Raw genomic sequence first — 356 nt, forward strand, 5'->3', positions numbered from 1 at the left:
GATATGATTTGTTTAGTTTTGAGAGAGCAATCTCTCTATGATAATCGTTCTTTGAAAACTAGATAATGTAATATGAAGAAGGCAAAAAAGAAATACCGAGTAATCGCCATTTTAGTTTTCTCTCTATATTAATATAGAGAACCAAGAAAAAAGAGAAGCGAACAGGTCGAGGAATCGTGTGAGGAGACACCGGAGCGTACTTAAGGTACGTGAGGATGTTGACGAGCGAAGATGACGAAGAGATGTGAAGCTTATATTTTTTCGATAGGTTAAGTTAGAAAGGGCGCACGGTGGATGCCTTGGCACTAGGAGCCGATGAAGGACGGGACTAACACCGATATGCTTCGGGGAGCTGT

General features: G+C 41.3%; 1 rRNA gene. It reads left to right on the top strand.

The window, feature by feature from the left end:
- Nucleotides 1-267: 267 nt before the first annotated feature.
- Nucleotides 268-356 (top strand): 23S ribosomal RNA (locus M3175_RS24690); the annotation flags it as partial.

This window comes from Robertmurraya korlensis, from assembly GCF_023715225.1.
In the GTDB taxonomy this organism is placed as follows: Bacteria; Bacillota; Bacilli; order Bacillales; family Cytobacillaceae; genus Robertmurraya_A.